Origin of the sequence: Pseudomonas sp. R11-23-07, assembly GCF_003852295.1 — a bacterium.
Taxonomy (GTDB): Bacteria; Pseudomonadota; Gammaproteobacteria; order Pseudomonadales; family Pseudomonadaceae; genus Aquipseudomonas.
In genome coordinates, this window is the sequence record NZ_CP027761.1 from 3,259,630 (window position 1) to 3,274,808 (window position 15,179).

Below are 15,179 nucleotides of genomic sequence, written 5' to 3' on the forward strand. Positions count from 1 at the left end.
GTCTGCAAGTCATTCTCAATGACTGATTATTCAAGATTAAAGTGTTACAGGCAATCGCAGGCCGCTACCGAATGGCCCGAAGATTGCCGTGTGTCATTAATTTACGAGATTCCTGGCGGCGCAAATGGCTACACTGCGCAGGTAGCGCGGGCCGGACGCCCGTGCGGAAGATTGATATCAATGTGGTAGCAGGAGAGTGGCGTGCTTAGAAGAATGGGGATAAAAGGCCGCGTACTGTTGCTTACGTTATTGCCGACCAGCCTGATGGCGCTGCTGTTGGGGGGCTATTTCACCTGGATGCAGCTCTCCGAGCTGCAAACTCAGTTGCTGCAACGCGGTGAGATGATCGCCGAGCAGTTGGCGCCGCTGGTTGCGCCCGCCCTGAGCAGCAAGAACACTGACCTGCTGGAACGCATCGCGACCCAATCCCTGGAACAACCGGACGTGCGCGCGGTGTCGTTCCTGGCGCCGGACCGCTCCTCCCTGGCCCATGCCGGCCCGACCATGCTCAATCAACCCCCCACCGGCAACAGCTCGCACCTGCTGCAGCGTACCGGCAACGATGCCACCCGTTACCTGATGCCAGTGTTTGGCCGTCATCGCAACCTCGCCGGCGAGCTGATTCCGGATGAGTCCGACCGCCTGTTGGGCTGGGTCGAGGTGGAACTGTCCCACAACGGCATGTTGCTGCGCGGTTATCGCAGCCTGTTCGCCAGCCTGCTGCTGATCGCTATTGGCTTGATCTGCACCGCGGCACTGGCCCTGCGCATCAGCCGCACCATCAATTCGCCGATCGGCCTGATCAAGCAAGCCGTGGCCCAGCTTAAAGACGGCAACCTGGAAACCCGCCTGCCGCCCTTGGGCAGCCAGGAGCTGGATCAGTTGGCGTCGGGCATCAACCGCATGGCCGAAACCCTGCAAAACGCCCAGGAAGAACTGCAACACAGCATCGACCAGGCCACCGAAGACGTGCGCCAGAACCTGGAAACCATCGAGATCCAGAACATCGAGCTGGACCTGGCCCGCAAGGAAGCCCTGGAAGCCAGCCGGATCAAATCGGAGTTCCTGGCCAACATGAGCCATGAAATCCGCACGCCGCTCAACGGCATCCTCGGGTTCACCCACCTGCTGCAAAAAAGTGAGCTGTCGCCACGTCAGCTGGATTACCTGGGCACTATCGAAAAATCCGCCGACAACCTGTTGGGCATCATCAACGAGATTCTCGACTTCTCCAAGATCGAAGCCGGCAAGCTGGTGCTCGACAGCGTGCCCTTCAACCTGCGCGACCTGCTGCAAGACACCCTGACCATCCTCGCCCCGGCCGCCCACGCCAAACAGCTCGAACTGGTCAGCCTGGTCTACCGCGACACGCCGCTGGCGCTGGTGGGCGACCCACTGCGCCTCAAGCAGATCCTGACCAACCTGATCAGCAACGCGATCAAGTTCACCCGCGAAGGCACTATCGTAGCCCGTGCGATGATCGAGGATGAGCAGGAAGACAGCGTACAACTGCGCATCAGCGTGCAAGACACCGGCATCGGCCTGTCCAACCAGGACGTGCGCGCACTGTTCCAGGCCTTCAGTCAGGCGGACAATTCGCTGTCACGCCAGCCAGGTGGCACCGGCTTGGGCCTGGTGATATCCAAGCGCCTGATCGAACAGATGGGCGGCGAAATCGGCGTCGACAGCACACCGGGCGAAGGCTCGGAGTTCTGGATCAGCCTGAACTTGCCCAAGACCCGCGACGACATCGAAGACCTGCCCAGCGCGCCGCTGCTCGGTCGCCGCGTGGCCGTGCTGGAGAACCACGAGCTGGCGCGCCAGGCCTTGCAGCACCAGCTGGAAGACTGCGGCCTGGAAGTCACGCTGTTCAATACCCTGGAAAGCCTGACCAACGGCATTACCAGTGCGCATCAGACCGAACAGGCGATCAACTTGGCGGTGCTCGGCGTCACCGCCAATGACATCCCGCCCGAGCGCCTCAACCAGCACTTGTGGGACCTCGAACACCTGGGCTGCAAAGTGCTGGTGCTGTGCCCGACCACCGAGCAAATGTTGTTCAACCAATCGGTGCCCAACCCCAACAGCCAGTTGCAGGCCAAGCCAGCCTGTACGCGCAAGCTGCGCCGCTCCCTGGCCGACCTGATCAGCCCGCGCCCCTCGCGCAGCGAGCCGGGTGAGCCGTTGTCCAGCCGTGCGCCGCGGGTGCTGTGCGTGGACGATAACCCGGCGAACCTGTTGCTGGTGCAAACACTGCTCGAAGACATGGGCGCCAAGGTTCATGCCGTGGAAAGCGGCTTTGCGGCCATTGACGCCGTGAAGCAGGAAACGTTCGACCTGGTGCTGATGGATGTGCAGATGCCCGGCATGGACGGGCGCCAGAGTACCGAAGCGATTCGCCAATGGGAAAGCGAACGGCATGGCACGCCGCTGCCGGTGGTCGCCCTCACCGCCCATGCCATGGCCAACGAGAAACGTGCCCTTCTGCAAAGCGGCATGGACGATTACCTGACCAAGCCCATCAGCGAGCGGCAGCTGGCCCAGGTGGTGCTGAAATGGACCGGCCTGGCCCTGCGCAACCAGGGGCCCGAGCGCGTCCCCGAAGGCCTTGGCCCAGGCGTGCAACTGCTGGTGCTGGACCATGAGGAAGGCCTGCGCCTGGCCGCCAACAAGGCGGACCTGGCGGCCGACATGCTCGCCATGCTGCTGGCCTCCCTGGAAGCCGATCGCCTGGCGATTACGGTCGCCCGCGAAGCCAATGACAACCACGCCCTGATCGAGCGCGTCCACCGCCTGCATGGCGCCACCCGCTACTGCGGCGTGCCGCAATTGCGCGCGGCCTGCCAACGCGCCGAAACCCTGCTCAAGCAGGACGACGCCAAGGCCATGGCCGCGCTGGATGAACTGGATATGGCGATTGCGCGGCTGGCCAGTGAAGCGCGGGTCAGCGCCTGACCCGATTTCATGGACGACGCCAATCAAATGTGGGAGGGGGCTTGCCCCCGATGGCGATGTGTCAGTCGAAATATCTGTCACTGATACACCGCTATCGGGGGCAAGCCCCCTCCCACATTCAGCTCGCATTTCAATTCGTAAATTGCAGGGAGCCTTTTAATGCGCGTGATTCTTTTCAGTAGCCAGGCCTACGACCGCGAGAGTTTTCTCGGTGAGCCGCGCCCTCAGGGCATTGAGCTGCAATTCCAACCCGCCCGCCTCAACCTCGACACCGTCGCCCTGGCCGAACGGCACGAGGTGGTCTGCGCGTTTATCAACGATGACCTCAGCGCCCCGATGCTCGAGCAACTGGCCAGTGGCGGTACGCGCCTGATTGCGTTGCGCTCGGCCGGCTACAACCATGTTGACCTGCACGCCGCCAAGCGCCTGGGCCTGAGCGTGGTGCGCGTACCAGCCTACTCGCCCCACGCCGTGGCCGAACATGCCGTAGCACTGATCCTTGCCCTGAACCGTCGCCTGCACCGCGCCTACAACCGTACCCGCGATGGCGACTTCAGCCTGCACGGGCTCACCGGTTTCGATCTGGTCGGCAAAACCGTCGGCGTGGTCGGCACCGGGCAGATCGGCGCCACCTTCGCCAGAATCATGGCCGGTTTTGGCTGTCAGTTGCTGGCCTACGACCCCTTCCCCAACCCTCAGGTGCAAGCCATGGGCGCACGCTACGTAAGCCTGCCCGAATTGCTCGCCGAGGCGCAGATCATCAGCCTGCATTGCCCGCTGACCGCCGAGAGTAAACACCTGATCGACACCCGCGCCCTGGCACACATGCAACCGGGTGCCATGCTGATCAATACCGGTCGCGGCGGCCTGGTCGACACGCCCGCACTGGTCGAAGCGCTCAAGAACGGCCAACTCGGTTACCTGGGGCTGGATGTCTATGAGGAAGAGGCGCAGCTGTTTTTCGAGGACCGCTCGGACCTGCCCCTGCAAGACGACGTGCTCGCCCGCCTGCTGACCTTTCCCAATGTGATCATCACCGCCCACCAGGCCTTCCTGACCCGCGAGGCGCTGGCGGCGATTGCCGGCACTACACTGGCCAATATTGCGGCGTGGGCCGATGGCCGCGCGCGGAACCTCGTCGAGGGATGATCAGCGGTCACATACCGGGCTCATGATGAGCCGGCACCCGTGATAGGATGCCGCGCCTATTTGGAGGATCCATGGCCGAACACGATTTCCGCTTCAGCTTGCTGAGCCCGCAACACACCCTGATCGAATGCCGCGCCTTGGTGCCGGGCCGTTATCAAGTCACCGGCAACGGTGGTTCGATCAAGCATGGCGACGTGCTGATCGTCACCCTGCGCGGCAGCAAAACCCTGTCGATGCGCCTGACCGTGGAAGGTGACGCGCGCTACTCCATCCGCCCGGCGGGCCAATGGGTCGCCATGGCCCTGGGGCCGAAATTCGGCGAGTTGGAGATTCACACCTGGAAGGTCAATTGCGACAGCTGCGACAGCGTGCTGGAGTTTGAATTCGCGGTGGAAACCAAGCTGACCAAAGAACCGCTGCAGCCGGCCGCCAACGCACGCATCAAAGAACTCGGCTGGGCCAGCGAAGGCGACCAGCACCGCTGCCCGAAATGCCAGCGGGCCGCACAATGAAGGGCCTGCTGCTGCTCGCCGCCGTGGGCGCGGCCCTAGGTGGCTGCGCCGGCGATGCGGCCAAGCTCAAGCAGGATCACAGCTATGTGGTGGAGTGGATAGGTGAGCGGCCCTTGATGGACTACGCGCACCTGACCGTGACCCTCGGTGCCGATGGGCGCGCCTATGGCAATGGCGGCTGCAACCACTGGTTTGCGCCGTACACCCTCGAAGGCGACAAGCTCAGCTTCGGCCCGATCGGCAGCACCCGCAAAATGTGCGCCGAGGCGTTGATGGAACAGGAGCACCGCTTCTTCCAGGCCCTGCAAGGCGTACAGCGCTGGGACATCTCGCCGATCGAACAGACCCGCTTCTGGCCGGCCCAAGGCAAGCCGATCCGCCTGTGGCTTGAAGAAGGCTGAATCTCCAAGCTGTGAATTGATGAGGATCCCAATGTGGGAGGGGGCTTGCTCCCGATAGCGGTGTATCAGCCAGCAATTATTAAGCTGACCCACCGCAATCGGGAGCAAGCCCCCTCCCACATTGGCTCTGAGTTGATGCTTTAACCGCGCAGGGCCTTGAGTTTGGCCAGTACCCCTTCCGCCGTCTGCTCACCCATCAGTTGTTCGCGCACCTTGCCTTTGTCATCGATGATATAGGTCACCGGCAGCGCCTCGCTGCGTGGAATATCGAAGATCCCTTCCGGGTTCTGCGCCAGCACGGTGAACTTGATACCCAGCTTGTCGCTGGCGGCTTTGAGCTCCTCACCCTGCACATTGTCGAAATTGACCCCGAACACGCCCACGTTCTGCGCTTTGAGTTGCTCGGCCAAGGCGTTGAGCTCGGGGATTTCCGTGCGGCACGGGCCACACCATTCAGCCCAGTAATTGACCACCAGCCACTGCTTGTCCAGGCGTTCGGCCGGTATTTTCTGGCCATACTGGTCAACGCCGTAATCGTTACCGCAGCCACTGAGCAGCAGGGTTGTGATGATCGCCAATGCACCGATCAGTCGCCTAGTCATGGGGTAATCCTTCGTAAAAATGAACATTGGCTGCGGCCTATCGCCTCTTACGGTTTAAGGACGGCCCGCAGCGCAGGTAGAATACCCGCCACCTTACGCAAGATGCGACCCGCACATGACCGATCTGACGCTTTATCACAACCCGCGCTGCTCGAAATCCCGCGGTGCGCTTGAACTGCTGGAAGCCCGCGGCCTCACGCCTACCGTGGTGCGCTACCTGGAAACCCCACTGAACGCGGCGCAACTACAGGCGCTGCTGATCAAACTTGGCCTAAGCGCCCGCCAATTGTTGCGCAGCGGCGAAGAGGAATACAAAAGCCTTAACCTGGCCGACGCCAGTCTCAGCGAAGCGCAGTTGATCGCCGCCATCGCCGAACACCCCAAGCTGATGGAACGTCCCATCCTGGAAACCGCCGATAAAGCCATCATTGGCCGTCCGCCGGAAAATGTACTGGAGCTGCTGCCGTGACTACCCCCTATGTGCTGGTGTTGTATTACAGCCGCAATGGCTCGGTCAGCGAAATGGCCCGGCAGATTGCCCGGGGTATCGAGCAAGGCGGCATGGAAGCCCGGCTGCGCACCGTGCCGGCGATCTCCACCGAGTGCGAAGCCGTGGCGCCGAGTATTCCGGACGAAGGCGCGCTGTATGCCAGCCTGGATGACCTGAAAAACTGCTCGGGCCTGGCCCTCGGCAGCCCGACGCGTTTTGGCAACATGGCTGCGCCGCTCAAGTACTTCCTCGATGGCACCAGCAACCTGTGGCTCACCGGCGCCCTGGTCGGCAAACCTGCTGGCGTGTTCACCTCCACCGCCAGCCTGCACGGCGGCCAGGAGACCACGCTGATGTCGATGCTGCTGCCGCTGTTGCACCACGGCATGCTGATCACCGGCCTGCCCTACAGCGAGCAGGCGCTGCTCGACACCCAGGGCGGCGGTACGCCGTATGGCGCCAGCCACCATGCCGGGCCTGATGGCAAGCGCATGCTCGACCCCCATGAAATCACCCTGTGCCGCGCCCTGGGCCTGCGCCTGGCAAAAACCGCCACACTGCTGGAGAACGGCCGTGGCCAGGCAGCCTAAGGTCCTGCCGCCCCAGGCGTGGCTGGAGCCGCGGGTCAAGCTCGCGCGCGCACTCAGCCTTCTGGCGTTTTTTGGCCTGGTGGGCTTGTTGTGCGTGTACTACCTGTTCGTCGCCGACCTGCACGGCGCGCGTCCGTGGGTGATCCTGCTGATCGAACTGGTGCCGCTGCTGGTGCTGGCGCCAGGCATGATCCTGGGCAGCGCACGCGGGCATTCGTGGATGTGCTTTGTGGTGAACCTGTATTTCATCAAGGGCGCGCTGGCAGCGTATGACCCGAACCGCCAGGGATTCGGGGTGCTTGAGATGGTGGCGAGCCTGGTGCTGTTTTGCACGGCGTTGCTGTATGTGCGCTGGCGCCACCAGTTGAATCGGCGGTTGGCGCCAGCCTGATACAGCAAGGTCTGGGACGCAGAGCGTCCTGGGCAGCATTCCCACGCAGAGCGTGGGAACGATCAATGGTTGACGGTGTAAGCCAGCATCATCGACAACTGGCACATCGGCCGCCCACTTTCGGCATGCCACTGGTTGAAGGCGCCCTGCACCGTCGCCAGGTCGCGCAGGCTGGTGGGCACCTTGTCGACGATCTTCTGCGCATTCAACGCCGCCACCACGTCATAGCTCGGCACGAACGTATCCTTGCCTACCATGCGCAAAAAGCGCGGTGCCGACAGGCCGCCCAATTGGTGGCCGTGCTTGCTCAGGTACTTCCATAGCCCAACGATATCGGTGACTGGCCACTCGGCGATAAACGCGCCGAAGCTGCCCTTCTCCTGGGTGATATCCAGGATCATCTGCGCATTGCGCGGCACGCTCTTGAGCTTGCCCAGGTGACGGATGATGCGGGCGTCCTGCATCAGGCGTTCCAAGTGCTCGGCGCCCATCAGCACGACTTTTTCCGGGTCGAAGCCAAAGAACACCTGTTCGAACGCCGGCCACTTGGCGTCCACCACGCTGTGCTTCAAGCCGGCACGGAACACGCGCAGCGCCAGGGTCGACAGGTAGCGGTCAGCGCTGATCCTGCGCAATTGCGCCGGGGTCTTGGGCACCGGCAGATGGGCTTCCAACTGGGCCGCTGAACCAAAACGGTTCAGACAATATTCGTGCAGCCACTTGTAATCGCGCATGCCCTCTCCTGGCAGGTGAAATGAAAACGGCGCCCGTGAGCGCCGTCCTTCAGAGCGTTGTAGAGCGTTAGAGGTTCACTACATTGACGAAACGCGACGCCGCGGTTTCATCGATTTTCAGGCTGGTGAAGTCGAACAGGTTGCGGTCGGCCAATTGCGACGGGATCACATTCTGCAGGCTGCGGAAGATGCTCTCGGTGCGGCCCGGCGTCTTGCGTTCCCACTCCAGCAGCATGTCCTTGACCACCTGGCGCTGCAGGTTTTCCTGGGAGCCGCACAGGTTGCACGGAATGATCGGAAACTGCTTGAAGTCGGCATACGCCTGGATGTCTTTCTCGTTGCAATACGCCAGCGGGCGGATCACCACGTTGCGCCCGTCATCGGCACGCAGCTTGGGCGGCATGGCCTTGAGCGAGCCGTTGAAGAACATGTTGAGGAAGAAGGTTTCGACGATATCGTCGCGATGATGCCCCAGGGCCATCTTGGTCGCGCCGATCTCATCGGCAAAGGTATAGAGCGTGCCCCGCCGCAGGCGCGAGCACAGCGAGCAGGTCGTCTTGCCTTCGGGGATCAACTGCTTGACCACCGAATAAGTGTCTTTCTCGACGATGTGGTACTCGACGCCCAGTTCCTTGAGATAGGCCGGCAGCACGTGCTCGGGAAAACCTGGCTGTTTCTGGTCCATGTTGACGGCGACGATCTCGAACTTGATCGGCGCGACCTTCTGCAGGTGCAGCAGCACATCGAGCAGGGTATAGCTGTCTTTGCCGCCGGAAAGGCAGACCATGACCTTGTCGCCCTCCTCGATCATGTTGAAATCGGCGACCGCTTCACCGGCCAGGCGACGCAGGCGTTTTTGCAGTTTGTTCTGGTTGACCGTAAGAGTGCCCATGGCGCTTGGATCCGCTGCAAGTGTGTGACGAAAAGCGGGGTATTTTAGCGACCTGAGCGCCCTCGATTCAATGTGGGAGCAAGCCCCTCCCACCTTGAATGCATTGCCCGCTACAGACCGTGCCGCGATTAGCACCTATGTTTACAGCGCGATTTACTCTAAAGGCCCTACAGTTTTCCAGGTCATCACTTCCTATACTGCGACTAGAGGTCGCACGACTATCCGGACCTTGCAGGCCATTTGGCCGGTAGCGCTCCGCTGGGGGGCGATGGTAATAACGACAGGAGTGACTGGCATGATCCATCACGTCGTGGGGCTGTTTACCCATCCCGATCAGGAATGGCGGGAAATTCGTGGCGATAAAGAAGAAAGCATCAGCCACATGTACCTCACCCATACCCTGGTTCTCGCGGCGATTCCTGCCGTCTCTGCATTTATCGGCACCACCCAGGTCGGCTGGGTGATCGGCAACCGCGCACCGGTCATGCTGACCCAGGAAAGCGCGCTGTGGATGACCCTGATGTCCTACGCTGCAATGCTCGGCGGCGTGGCGGTGATGGGCGCGTTCATTCACTGGATGGCCCGCACCTACGACGCCAACCCCAGCATGGCGCGTTGCATTGCCTTCGCCACCTACACAGCGACGCCTCTGTTTATTGGCGGGCTGGCGGCGCTGTATCCGCACATGTGGCTGGGCATGGTCGTGGGCACGGCGGCGATCTGCTACACGGTATACCTGCTGTATGTGGGGCTGCCGACCTTCATGAGTATCGACCCGGATGAAGGCTTCCTGTTTTCCAGCTCGGTACTGGCTGTAGGACTGGTGGTACTGGTGGCGATCATGGCGTTTACCGTGATCGTCTGGGGCCTGGGCGTTGGGCCGATCTACACCAGTTAAGCCTTTTTTACCGCAGGCAAAGCCACCACAAGGTGGCTTTGTGCGTTATGCATGACCATTCGGCGCCTGACAGATTCGGAAACACCCTGCTTTGCGGCATACTGGACGTCTCTGGAGATATGTACAGCATGCCCGAGCAACTCAATACCCGCGTCGAAGATTGTTTCCTGCAAGCCGAATCCTTTTTCAAACGAAGCTTCAAACGCCCCAAGGTCAGCCTCAAGCTGCGGGGCCAGAAAGCCGGTGTCGCGCATTTGCACGAAAACCTGCTGCGCTTCAACCCTCAGCTTTACCGTGAAAACAGCCAACATTTCCTCAAACAAACCGTGGCCCACGAAGTAGCGCACTTGATTGCCCACCAACTGTTTGGCGAGCGCATCCAGCCCCATGGTGAGGAATGGCAGTTGATCATGCGTGGGGTTTACGAACTGCCGCCGGACCGTTGCCACACCTATGAAGTCAAGCGGCGTCAGGTGACGCGCTATATCTACCGGTGCCCATGTGCCAACAGCGACTTCCCGTTTTCGCCGCAGCGCCATGGGCTGGTAGGCCAGGGGCGGCGGTATTTGTGTCGGCGGTGTCGGCAGACTCTGGTATTTACTGGGGAAACTCGGGTGGAATGAGGGCCTCATCGGGGGCAAGCCCCCTCCCACACTTTGATTTGTGAATACATTCAAAATGTGGGAGGGGGCTTGCCCCCGATGGCATCAGAACAGTCACCCAACAACCTTGGCCTGGCGCAAATCCGCAATCCGCTGAGCACTGAAGCCCAATTCCCCCAGCACTTCATCACTGTGCGCGCCGACAGCCGCGCCAATATGCCGTGGCGCCGGCAACCCCTCGGAAAACTTCAGTGGGCAGGCGATCTGCGCCTGGGTCGAGCCATCGCCCCTGGGTACCTGGCTGATCAGCCCGCGCGCCTGCAGCTGCGGATGCGCTACCGCTTCACTCAAGTTCAACACCGGTTCCACGCACGCATCCACTCCAGCAAACAACGCGCACACTTCATCAAAGCTGCGTTTTTCGAATTCCACCTGCAGCGCCTGCTTGAGGGCCGGCTGCTGCTCAGGCTTGAGGCTGTGCAGCGCCAACTCCGGTCGCCCCAGCGCTTCGCACAATTGCTGCATGAAGGCCGGTTCCAGGCTGCCCACCGACATCCAGCGCCCATCACGGGTGCGGTAATAATCGTAAAAACTGCCGCCATTGAGCACATGGTTTTCCCACGCCGGTTCCACCCCGCAGGCCAGGTAACCCGCGCCGGCCATGGCGTTCAGGCTGAACGCGCAGTCGGTCATGCTCACATCCAGGTACTGGCCGACGCCGCTCTGCTGCCGTGCGATGACCGCCGCGAGCAAGCCCACCACCGCATGCAACGACCCGCCGCCGATATCCGCCAGCTGCACGCCCAACGGCAACGGCCCGCTGTCGCGCCGCCCGCTGTGGCTGGCCACGCCGGCCACGGCCAGGTAGTTGATATCGTGGCCGGCTCGATCCCTGTAAGGGCCGGTCTGGCCGTAGCCGGTGATCGACACGTAGATCAGCCTCGGGTTGATCGCGTTCAAGGCCGCATACCCCAGGCCCAGACGCTCCATCACGCCGGGGCGGAATTGTTCGATGAGGATGTCGGTGCCCTTGACCAGCTCGAACACGATCTGCAGCGCCTCGGCCCGCTTGAGGTCCAGCGCCAGGCTGCGTTTGTTGCGATTGAGGTAGGCATGGCTCGCCGAGGTGCCCTGATCATGGGGCGGCAGGACGCGCAACAAATCCATGCGCGTCGGCGATTCGATGCGCAGCACCTCGGCGCCCATGTCCGCCAGCATCAGTGAGGCGAAGGGGCCGGGCAACAGGGTGGAAAAATCCAGCACTTTGAGGGACGCCAAGGGGCCTGTCATACAAACTCCGTTTCCGATTCGACGGTTCACAGCGTAGTCAGCCTTGAGCGTCGACGGCAATCGTCGGAACGATCAACCCCCCTGACCGTTTTGATCACGGCGGGCTTTTTCGTCGCCACGGCTTTATCATTGGCCCACGTTTTGTTGGCAGAGTGTTCCATGAAGTTCGCGATTGCAGTGTTCAGCGCCGCCCACGCGCCCTCCTCGCGCCGCGCCCTGTTGTTCGCCCAGGCGGCCCTGGCCGGCGGGCATGAGATTGTGCGGCTGTTTTTTTACCAGGATGGCGTGTACAGCGCGTCCAATAACGTCGTCGCGCCCCAGGACGAGCAAGACATCGCGCGCCAATGGCGCGAGTTCGTCAGCGCCCACCAGCTCGACGGCGTCGTGTGTATCGCCGCAGCCCTGCGCCGTGGCGTGCTCAACGCCGAGGAAGCCACGCGCTATCAACGCAGCGCGGTGAACCTGGACGCGCCCTGGGCGCTGTCGGGCCTGGGGCAACTGCATGACGCGATCCAGGACGCGGACCGCCTGATCTGTTTTGGAGGTTCATGACATGGCCAAGTCATTGCTGGTGATCAGCCGCCAGGCGCCGTGGTCCGGCCCCAGTGCGCGGGAAGCGCTGGATATCGTGCTGGCCGGTGGCGCGTTCGATCTACCGATCGGCCTGCTGTTTCTGGACGACGGCGTGTTCCAGCTTGCACCGCACCAGGACGCCAAGGCCGTGCAGCAAAAGGATTTGAGCGCCAACCTGCAAGCCCTGGGCCTGTTCGGCATCGATGACGTGTTCGCCTGCAGCCACAGCCTGGCCGAACGCGGGCTGGGTGTGCCGGCAAGCGCGCAGCCTTTGGACCCTGCCGCCATTTCCCAACTGATTGACCGTTACGACCAGGTGATTACCCTCTGATGTCGACTCTACATGTGGTGTCCCACTCCCCCTTTACCGACAGCCGTCTCGACAGCTGTCTGCGCGTCTGTGCCAGCGCGGATGCGATCCTGCTGTGCGGCGACGGCGCCTACGGCCTGCGCAGCCCGGCCCTGCACACCAAAGGCGTGAAGGTGTTCGTGCTGGCTGAAGACATGCAGGCGCGCAACCTGCCGTTGCCGGACTGGGCCGACAGCGTGGACTATCCGGGTTTCGTGCAGTTGTCGATCGACTATGACAAGGTCAACACTTGGTTATGAATACGCTGACCGTAGGCACGCGCACCCTCGAACTGGACAAGGACGGCTATCTGGTCGACCTCGACGCGTGGTCTGCCGAGATTGCCAACGCCCTGGCCGCCGCAGAATCGCTGGAACTGACCCCGGACCACTGGGAAATCCTCGAACTGCTGCGCGGCTTTTACGCGCAATATCAGCTGTCGCCGGCCACGCGCCCGCTGATCAAGTACGCCGCCTTGAAGCTCGGCCCGGACAAGGGCAACAGCCTGCACCTCAACAAACTGTTCAACGGCACTCCCGCCAAACTTGCCGCCAAGCTGGCGGGCCTGCCCAGGCCGACGAATTGCTTATGACCGACTTTGCCCCACTGACCCTCTCAACGCCTGAAGAGCACCCTTTTGCGCAGTTCGTGCGCATCCTCGGCAAGGGCAAGCGCGGCGCGCGCAACCTCACCCGTGAGGAAGCGCGGGAAGCCATGGGCATGCTGCTCGACGAAAAAGTCGAAGACACCCAACTGGGCGCCTTTCTCATGCTGTTGCGTCACAAGGAAGAAAGCCCGGAAGAGCTCGCCGGTTTCACCGAAGCGGTGCGCGAGCGCTTGAATCCGCCCGCCTTGAAGGTGGATATCGACTGGCCGACCTACGCCGGCAAAAAGCGCCATTTGCCGTGGTTTTTGCTGGCGGCCAAATGCCTGGCGCAAAACGGCGTGCGCATCCTCATGCACGGCGGCGGCGCGCATACGGCGGGCCGCCTGTACACCGAGCAATTGCTGGAGCGTTTGCAGATACCGTTGTGCCGCAATTGGCAGCAGGTCGAGGCGGCGTATGAACAAGGCAACCTGGCGTTTATCCCGCTGGGCGACTGGGCGCCTCAGTTGCAGCGCATGATCGACCTGCGCAACACCCTGGGCCTGCGCTCGCCGATCCATTCCCTGGCACGCTTGCTCAACCCACTGAATGCCCGTTGCGGCCTGCAAAGCATCTTCCATCCGGGTTACCAGGGCGTGCACCGCGATGCCAGCGGCCTGCTGGGCGACAACGTGATTGTGGTCAAGGGCGATGGCGGCGAAGTGGAAATCAACCCCGACACCCTCAGCCACCTGTACGGCACCACCAGTGGCCTGAGCTGGGACGAAGAATGGCCCGCCCTCTCCGCCCAGCGCCACGTCAAACCGGCGAGCCTGGAGCCTGAGCATCTCAAAGCCCTGTGGCGTGGCGAGGTCGAGGACAGCTACCCGCAACTGGCGCTGATCGCAACCATGGCCCTGGCCTTGCGCGGCCTCGGACACACCCGGGAGCAGGCATTTGAACTGGCCCAGCAGTATTGGGATGCGCGCGACAAATCGATTTAATCGATCATTCACCTCGGGTCTTTGCGCTTTTAGTTCGAACTCATCCCTTTAGACTGGGCTCCAACGCTTATTAGCCAAGGAGCCAGTCATGGGTTTGCTGATCGAAGGACACTGGAAAGACCAATGGTACGAAAGTAGCGCAGACGGCGCGTTCCAGCGCGAACAGGCGCAACGCCGCCACTGGGTGACCGCCGACGGCCAGCCCGGCCCGAGTGGCGAAGGCGGCTTCAAGGCCGAGGCAGGTCGCTATCACCTCTACGTCTCCCTCGCCTGCCCCTGGGCCCACCGCACCTTAATCCTGCGCAAGCTCAAGGGCCTGGAAAGCCTGATCGACGTCTCGGTGGTCAGTTGGCTGATGCTGGAAAACGGCTGGACCTTCGACAAGGCCCACGGCTCCAGCGGCGACGCGCTCGACGGCTTCGACTTCATGCACCAGCGCTACACCGCTGAGACCGCTGACTACACCGGGCGTGTCACGGTGCCGGTGTTATGGGACAAGAAGCTCAAACGCATCGTCAGCAATGAGTCGGCGGAAATCATCCGCATGTTCAATAGCGCATTTGATGAGCTGACCGGTAATACCCTGGATTTCTATCCCGACGCACTGCGCCCGGCCATCGATGCGCTGAACGAACGCATCTACCCGGCCGTGAACAACGGCGTGTACCGCGCAGGCTTCGCCACCTCGCAGCAGGCCTATGAAGGTGCCTTCGATGACGTGTTTGCCGAGCTGGACCATTTGGAACGCCACCTGGGCGAGCACCGCTACCTGGCCGGCGAGTACCTGACCGAGGCGGATGTGCGGCTGTTCACCACGTTGATTCGTTTTGATGCGGTGTATTACAGCCACTTCAAATGCAACCTGCGACGAATTGCCGATTATCCGAACTTGTCCAATTGGTTGCGGGAGATGTATCAGTGGCCGGGGGTGGCCGAGACGGTGAATTTTGAGCACATCAAGGGGCATTACTACGCCAGCCATCGGACGATAAACCCGACGGGGATTGTGCCGAAGGGGCCGCTGCAAGAATTTGACAACAGCCATGATCGGGCGCGACTTTCAGGTAAAGGTGTCTTTAGCTGATCTGGAATATCGGTCGTATTTGATGGCCTCATCGGGAGCAAGCCCCCTCCCACATCTTAGTCTGTGAACACAGTCAA

The 15,179-nt window shown here is 61.8% G+C and carries 19 protein-coding genes; 15 read left to right on the forward strand and 4 right to left on the reverse strand.

Translation table 11 applies throughout. The annotated features are described in order from the left end of the window. The first annotated feature begins 201 nt into the window (after positions 1–201). The 4 genes from C4J84_RS14855 to C4J84_RS14870 all read left to right on the forward strand — a co-directional run bounded on the left by C4J84_RS14855 (position 202) and on the right by C4J84_RS14870 (position 5,017). Positions 202–2,955 carry a response regulator gene (locus C4J84_RS14855; protein ID WP_124371047.1) on the forward strand — a complete coding sequence of 918 codons (2,754 nt, stop codon included), beginning with the start codon at positions 202–204 and terminating at the stop codon, positions 2,953–2,955. A 159-nt stretch (positions 2,956–3,114) separates the two neighbouring features. Further along, positions 3,115–4,104 carry a 2-hydroxyacid dehydrogenase gene (locus C4J84_RS14860; protein ID WP_124435625.1) on the forward strand — a complete coding sequence of 330 codons (990 nt, stop codon included), beginning with the start codon at positions 3,115–3,117 and terminating at the stop codon, positions 4,102–4,104. A gap of 71 nt (positions 4,105–4,175) precedes the next feature. Further along, positions 4,176–4,616, forward strand: coding sequence for a hypothetical protein (locus C4J84_RS14865; RefSeq protein WP_124371049.1), 441 nt, complete (start codon positions 4,176–4,178; stop codon positions 4,614–4,616). After that, positions 4,613–5,017, forward strand: a complete 405-nt coding sequence (locus C4J84_RS14870; protein WP_124435626.1) for an META domain-containing protein — start codon at positions 4,613–4,615, stop codon at positions 5,015–5,017. The genes C4J84_RS14865 and C4J84_RS14870 overlap by 4 nt, the downstream gene beginning before the upstream one ends. A gap of 140 nt (positions 5,018–5,157) precedes the next feature. Here C4J84_RS14870 and C4J84_RS14875 read toward each other — a convergent pair whose 3' ends face one another. Then, positions 5,158–5,619: a TlpA disulfide reductase family protein gene (locus tag C4J84_RS14875; RefSeq protein WP_124435627.1), complete on the reverse strand. Its 462-nt coding sequence runs from the start codon at positions 5,617–5,619 to the stop codon at positions 5,158–5,160. 115 nt (positions 5,620–5,734) lie between these two features. On the opposite strand from C4J84_RS14875, the gene arsC reads away from it, so the two are divergent. From arsC to C4J84_RS14890, 3 genes are read left to right on the forward strand one after another with little or no spacing between them, the layout of a single operon-like run. Continuing rightward, positions 5,735–6,088 carry an arsenate reductase (glutaredoxin) gene (gene arsC, locus C4J84_RS14880; protein WP_124435628.1) on the forward strand — a complete coding sequence of 118 codons (354 nt, stop codon included), beginning with the start codon at positions 5,735–5,737 and terminating at the stop codon, positions 6,086–6,088. Then, entirely contained in the window at positions 6,085–6,699 is a 615-nt protein-coding gene (gene wrbA / locus C4J84_RS14885) for an NAD(P)H:quinone oxidoreductase (RefSeq protein ID WP_124367392.1), read from the forward strand. The genes arsC and wrbA overlap by 4 nt, the downstream gene beginning before the upstream one ends. Further along, positions 6,683–7,090: a DUF2069 domain-containing protein gene (locus C4J84_RS14890; RefSeq protein ID WP_124435629.1), complete on the forward strand. Its 408-nt coding sequence runs from the start codon at positions 6,683–6,685 to the stop codon at positions 7,088–7,090. The genes wrbA and C4J84_RS14890 overlap by 17 nt, the downstream gene beginning before the upstream one ends. Positions 7,091–7,152: 62 nt before the next feature. Here C4J84_RS14890 and C4J84_RS14895 read toward each other — a convergent pair whose 3' ends face one another. Together C4J84_RS14895 and ttcA are read right to left on the reverse strand one after the other, a co-directional pair. Then, positions 7,153–7,824, reverse strand: coding sequence for a DNA-3-methyladenine glycosylase I (locus C4J84_RS14895; protein WP_124363268.1), 672 nt, complete (start codon positions 7,822–7,824; stop codon positions 7,153–7,155). Between the two features lie 67 nt (positions 7,825–7,891). Further along, on the reverse strand, positions 7,892–8,716 hold the full coding sequence (gene ttcA, locus C4J84_RS14900; protein WP_124363269.1) for a tRNA 2-thiocytidine(32) synthetase TtcA: 825 nt from the start codon (positions 8,714–8,716) through the stop codon (positions 7,892–7,894). A gap of 295 nt (positions 8,717–9,011) precedes the next feature. Here ttcA and C4J84_RS14905 point away from each other — a divergent pair, with 295 nt between their 5' ends. Together C4J84_RS14905 and C4J84_RS14910 are read left to right on the forward strand one after the other, a co-directional pair. Next, positions 9,012–9,614: a Yip1 family protein gene (locus C4J84_RS14905; protein ID WP_124435630.1), complete on the forward strand. Its 603-nt coding sequence runs from the start codon at positions 9,012–9,014 to the stop codon at positions 9,612–9,614. 128 nt (positions 9,615–9,742) lie between these two features. After that, positions 9,743–10,237: a SprT family zinc-dependent metalloprotease gene (locus C4J84_RS14910; RefSeq protein WP_124363271.1), complete on the forward strand. Its 495-nt coding sequence runs from the start codon at positions 9,743–9,745 to the stop codon at positions 10,235–10,237. A 93-nt stretch (positions 10,238–10,330) separates the two neighbouring features. Here the strand turns inward: C4J84_RS14910 and C4J84_RS14915 are convergent, their stop codons facing one another. Beyond that, on the reverse strand, positions 10,331–11,506 hold the full coding sequence (locus C4J84_RS14915) for a CaiB/BaiF CoA-transferase family protein (RefSeq protein WP_124435631.1): 1,176 nt from the start codon (positions 11,504–11,506) through the stop codon (positions 10,331–10,333). A gap of 159 nt (positions 11,507–11,665) precedes the next feature. On the opposite strand from C4J84_RS14915, the gene tusD reads away from it, so the two are divergent. The 6 genes from tusD (at position 11,666) to C4J84_RS14945 (ending at position 15,102) form a co-directional block, all read left to right on the forward strand. Continuing rightward, positions 11,666–12,058 carry a sulfurtransferase complex subunit TusD gene (gene tusD, locus C4J84_RS14920; protein ID WP_124435632.1) on the forward strand — a complete coding sequence of 131 codons (393 nt, stop codon included), beginning with the start codon at positions 11,666–11,668 and terminating at the stop codon, positions 12,056–12,058. A gap of 1 nt (position 12,059) precedes the next feature. Beyond that, positions 12,060–12,410, forward strand: coding sequence for a sulfurtransferase complex subunit TusC (tusC, locus tag C4J84_RS14925; protein WP_124429884.1), 351 nt, complete (start codon positions 12,060–12,062; stop codon positions 12,408–12,410). Then, the gene (gene tusB, locus C4J84_RS14930; RefSeq protein WP_124435633.1) at positions 12,410–12,688 is read left to right on the forward strand and encodes a sulfurtransferase complex subunit TusB; all 279 of its coding nucleotides are present in this window, start codon (positions 12,410–12,412) and stop codon (positions 12,686–12,688) included. The genes tusC and tusB overlap by 1 nt, the downstream gene beginning before the upstream one ends. After that, a complete protein-coding gene (locus C4J84_RS14935) occupies positions 12,685–13,020 on the forward strand; it encodes a TusE/DsrC/DsvC family sulfur relay protein (RefSeq protein ID WP_124410224.1) in 336 nt (111 codons plus the stop codon). The genes tusB and C4J84_RS14935 overlap by 4 nt, the downstream gene beginning before the upstream one ends. After that, a complete protein-coding gene (locus tag C4J84_RS14940) occupies positions 13,017–14,018 on the forward strand; it encodes a glycosyl transferase family protein (protein ID WP_124435634.1) in 1,002 nt (333 codons plus the stop codon). Before C4J84_RS14935 ends, C4J84_RS14940 begins: the two co-directional genes overlap by 4 nt. Positions 14,019–14,106: 88 nt before the next feature. Beyond that, entirely contained in the window at positions 14,107–15,102 is a 996-nt protein-coding gene (locus C4J84_RS14945; RefSeq protein WP_124435635.1) for a glutathione S-transferase family protein, read from the forward strand. Positions 15,103–15,179: the final 77 nt, after the last annotated feature.